The 4,555-nt window shown below is 35.7% G+C and carries 5 protein-coding genes; all 5 read left to right on the top strand.

The genetic code is table 11. The features are described from left to right. Positions 1 to 148: VOC family protein (locus KA893_RS14270; RefSeq protein ID WP_481906302.1), on the top strand; the 148-nt coding region annotated here is incomplete at its 5' end. A gap of 506 nt (positions 149 to 654) precedes the next feature. Next, on the top strand, positions 655 to 1,917 hold the full coding sequence (gene mobV, locus KA893_RS13845) for a MobV family relaxase (protein WP_000119405.1): 1,263 nt from the start codon (positions 655 to 657) through the stop codon (positions 1,915 to 1,917). 244 nt (positions 1,918 to 2,161) lie between these two features. After that, a complete protein-coding gene (locus KA893_RS13850) occupies positions 2,162 to 3,145 on the top strand; it encodes a protein rep (RefSeq protein ID WP_000336291.1) in 984 nt (327 codons plus the stop codon). A 168-nt stretch (positions 3,146 to 3,313) separates the two neighbouring features. Beyond that, complete coding sequence (gene aadD1, locus KA893_RS13855) at positions 3,314 to 4,075, top strand: aminoglycoside O-nucleotidyltransferase ANT(4')-Ia (protein ID WP_001014230.1); 762 nt, start codon at positions 3,314 to 3,316, stop codon at positions 4,073 to 4,075. Positions 4,076 to 4,291: 216 nt separating this feature from the next. Then, positions 4,292 to 4,555 (top strand): VOC family protein (locus KA893_RS13860; RefSeq protein ID WP_164795685.1); only part of this gene is annotated, 264 nt, incomplete at its 3' end.

Consider the following 4,555-nt stretch of genomic DNA (forward strand, 5'->3'; position numbering starts at 1 on the left):
AATTGATGAATTATATCAACATATTAAGCCTTTGGGCATTTTGCACCCCAATACATCATTAAAAGATCAGTGGTGGGATGAACGAGACTTTGCAGTAATTGATCCCGACAACAATTTGATTAGCTTTTTTCAACAAATAAAAAGCTAAAATCTATTATTAATCTGTTCAGCAATCGGGCGCGATTGCTGAATAAAAGATACGAGAGACCTCTCTTGTATCTTTTTTATTTTGAGTGGTTTTGTCCGTTACACTAGAAAACCGAAAGACAATAAAAATTTTATTCTTGCTGAGTCTGGCTTTCGGTAAGCTAGACAAAACGGACAAAATAAAAATTGGCAAGGGTTTAAAGGTGGAGATTTTTTGAGTGATCTTCTCAAAAAATACTACCTGTCCCTTGCTGATTTTTAAACGAGCACGAGAGCAAAACCCCCCTTTGCTGAGGTGGCAGAGGGCAGGTTTTTTTGTTTCTTTTTTCTCGTAAAAAAAAGAAAGGTCTTAAAGGTTTTATGGTTTTGGTCGGCACTGCCGACAGCCTCGCAGAGCACACACTTTATGAATATAAAGTATAGTGTGTTATACTTTACTTGGAAGTGGTTGCCGGAAAGAGCGAAAATGCCTCACATTTGTGCCACCTAAAAAGGAGCGATTTACATATGAGTTATGCAGTTTGTAGAATGCAAAAAGTGAAATCAGCTGGACTAAAAGGCATGCAATTTCATAATCAAAGAGAGCGAAAAAGTAGAACGAATGATGATATTGACCATGAGCGAACACGTGAAAATTATGATTTGAAAAATGATAAAAATATTGATTACAACGAACGTGTCAAAGAAATTATTGAATCACAAAAAACAGGTACAAGAAAAACGAGGAAAGATGCTGTTCTTGTAAATGAGTTGCTAGTAACATCTGACCGAGATTTTTTTGAGCAACTGGATCCAGGAGAACAAAAACGATTTTTTGAGGAAAGTTATAAATTATTTTCCGAACGATATGGCAAGCAAAATATTGCTTATGCAACAGTTCATAATGATGAGCAAACCCCTCACATGCATTTAGGTGTTGTGCCTATGCGTGATGGAAAACTGCAAGGAAAAAATGTGTTTAATCGTCAAGAACTGTTATGGCTACAAGATAAATTCCCCGAGCATATGAAAAAACAGGGTTTTGAGTTGAAGCGTGGTGAACGTGGCTCTGACCGTAAACATATTGAGACAGCTAAATTTAAAAAACAAACTTTGGAAAAAGAGATTGATTTTCTAGAAAAAAATTTAGCAGTTAAAAAAGATGAATGGACTGCTTATAGCGATAAAGTTAAATCAGATTTAGAAGTACCAGCGAAACGACACATGAAAAGTGTTGAAGTGCCAACGGGTGAAAAGTCCATGTTTGGTTTGGGAAAAGAAATAATGAAAACAGAAAAGAAACCAACCAAAAATGTTGTTATATCGGAGCGTGATTATAAAAACTTAGTGACTGCTGCGAGAGATAACGATAGGTTAAAACAGCATGTTAGAAATCTCATGAGTACTGATATGGCGAGAGAATATAAAAAATTAAGTAAAGAACATGGGCAAGTTAAAGAAAAATATAGTGGTCTTGTAGAGCGATTTAATGAAAATGTAAATGATTATAATGAGTTGCTTGAAGAAAACAAGTCTTTAAAGTCTAAAATAAGCGATTTAAAGCGTGATGTGAGTTTAATCTATGAAAGCACTAAGGAATTCCTTAAGGAACGTACAGACGGCTTAAAAGCCTTTAAAAACGTTTTTAAGGGGTTTGTAGACAAGGTAAAGGATAAAACAGCACAATTCCAAGAAAAACACGATTTAGAACCTAAAAAGAACGAATTTGAACTAACTCATAACCGAGAGGTAAAAAAAGAACGAAGTCGAGATCAGGGAATGAGTTTATAAAATAAAAAAAGCACCTGAAAAGGTGTCTTTTTTTGATGGTTTTGAACTTGTTCTTTCTTATCTTGATACATATAGAAATAACGTCATTTTTATTTTAGTTGCTGAAAGGTGCGTTGAAGTGTTGGTATGTATGTGTTTTAAAGTATTGAAAACCCTTAAAATTGGTTGCACAGAAAAACCCCATCTGTTAAAGTTATAAGTGACCAAACAAATAACTAAATAGATGGGGGTTTCTTTTAATATTATGTGTCCTAATAGTAGCATTTATTCAGATGAAAAATCAAGGGTTTTAGTGGACAAGACAAAAAGTGGAAAAGTGAGACCATGGAGAGAAAAGAAAATCGCTAATGTTGATTACTTTGAACTTCTGCATATTCTTGAATTTAAAAAGGCTGAAAGAGTAAAAGATTGTGCTGAAATATTAGAGTATAAACAAAATCGTGAAACAGGCGAAAGAAAGTTGTATCGAGTGTGGTTTTGTAAATCCAGGCTTTGTCCAATGTGCAACTGGAGGAGAGCAATGAAACATGGCATTCAGTCACAAAAGGTTGTTGCTGAAGTTATTAAACAAAAGCCAACAGTTCGTTGGTTGTTTCTCACATTAACAGTTAAAAATGTTTATGATGGCGAAGAATTAAATAAGAGTTTGTCAGATATGGCTCAAGGATTTCGCCGAATGATGCAATATAAAAAAATTAATAAAAATCTTGTTGGTTTTATGCGTGCAACGGAAGTGACAATAAATAATAAAGATAATTCTTATAATCAGCACATGCATGTATTGGTATGTGTGGAACCAACTTATTTTAAGAATACAGAAAACTACGTGAATCAAAAACAATGGATTCAATTTTGGAAAAAGGCAATGAAATTAGACTATGATCCAAATGTAAAAGTTCAAATGATTCGACCGAAAAATAAATATAAATCGGATATACAATCGGCAATTGACGAAACTGCAAAATATCCTGTAAAGGATACGGATTTTATGACCGATGATGAAGAAAAGAATTTGAAACGTTTGTCTGATTTGGAGGAAGGTTTACACCGTAAAAGGTTAATCTCCTATGGTGGTTTGTTAAAAGAAATACATAAAAAATTAAACCTTGATGACACAGAAGAAGGCGATTTGATTCATACAGATGATGACGAAAAAGCCGATGAAGATGGATTTTCTATTATTGCAATGTGGAATTGGGAACGGAAAAATTATTTTATTAAAGAGTAGTTCAACAAACGGGCCAGTTTGTTGAAGATTAGATGCTATAATTGTTATTAAAAGGATTGAAGGATGCTTAGGAAGACGAGTTATTAATAGCTGAATAAGAACGGTGCTCTCCAAATATTCTTATTTAGAAAAGCAAATCTAAAATTATCTGAAAAGGGAATGAGAATAGTGAATGGACCAATAATAATGACTAGAGAAGAAAGAATGAAGATTGTTCATGAAATTAAGGAACGAATATTGGATAAATATGGGGATGATGTTAAGGCTATTGGTGTTTATGGCTCTCTTGGTCGTCAGACTGATGGGCCCTATTCGGATATTGAGATGATGTGTGTCATGTCAACAGAGGAAGCAGAGTTCAGCCATGAATGGACAACCGGTGAGTGGAAGGTGGAAGTGAATTTTGATAGCGAAGAGATTCTACTAGATTATGCATCTCAGGTGGAATCAGATTGGCCGCTTACACATGGTCAATTTTTCTCTATTTTGCCGATTTATGATTCAGGTGGATACTTAGAGAAAGTGTATCAAACTGCTAAATCGGTAGAAGCCCAAACGTTCCACGATGCGATTTGTGCCCTTATCGTAGAAGAGCTGTTTGAATATGCAGGCAAATGGCGTAATATTCGTGTGCAAGGACCGACAACATTTCTACCATCCTTGACTGTACAGGTAGCAATGGCAGGTGCCATGTTGATTGGTCTGCATCATCGCATCTGTTATACGACGAGCGCTTCGGTCTTAACTGAAGCAGTTAAGCAATCAGATCTTCCTTCAGGTTATGACCATCTGTGCCAGTTCGTAATGTCTGGTCAACTTTCCGACTCTGAGAAACTTCTGGAATCGCTAGAGAATTTCTGGAATGGGATTCAGGAGTGGACAGAACGACACGGATATATAGTGGATGTGTCAAAACGCATACCATTTTGAACGATGACCTCTAATAATTGTTAATCATGTTGGTTACGTATTTATTAACTTCTCCTAGTATTAGTAATTATCATGGCTGTCATGGCGCATTAACGGAATAAAGGGTGTGCTTAAATCGGGCCATTTTGCGTAATAAGAAAAAGGATTAATTATGAGCGAATTGAATTAATAATAAGGTAATAGATTTACATTAGAAAATGAAAGGGGATTTTATGCGTGAGAATGTTACAGTCTATCCCGGCATTGCCAGTCGGGGATATTAAAAAGAGTATAGGTTTTTATTGCGATAAACTAGGTTTCACTTTGGTTCACCATGAAGATGGATTCGCAGTTCTAATGTGTAATGAGGTTCGGATTCATCTATGGGAGGCAAGTGATGAAGGCTGGCGCTCTCGTAGTAATGATTCACCGGTTTGTACAGGTGCGGAGTCGTTTATTGCTGGTACTGCTAGTTGCCGCATTGAAGTAGAGGGAATTGAT

It is taken from the genome of Staphylococcus sp. GDY8P126P (assembly GCF_017891965.1).
GTDB lineage: Bacteria > Bacillota > Bacilli > Staphylococcales > Staphylococcaceae > Staphylococcus > Staphylococcus saprophyticus.

Bases quoted from the DNA above. Each gene is read 5' to 3' on its own strand.
- mobV (WP_000119405.1), top strand. From the start codon at position 655: ATGAGTTATGCAGTTTGTAGAATGCAAAAAGTGAAATCAGCTGGACTA.
- KA893_RS13850 (WP_000336291.1), top strand. From the start codon at position 2,162: ATGTGTCCTAATAGTAGCATTTATTCAGATGAAAAATCAAGGGTTTTA.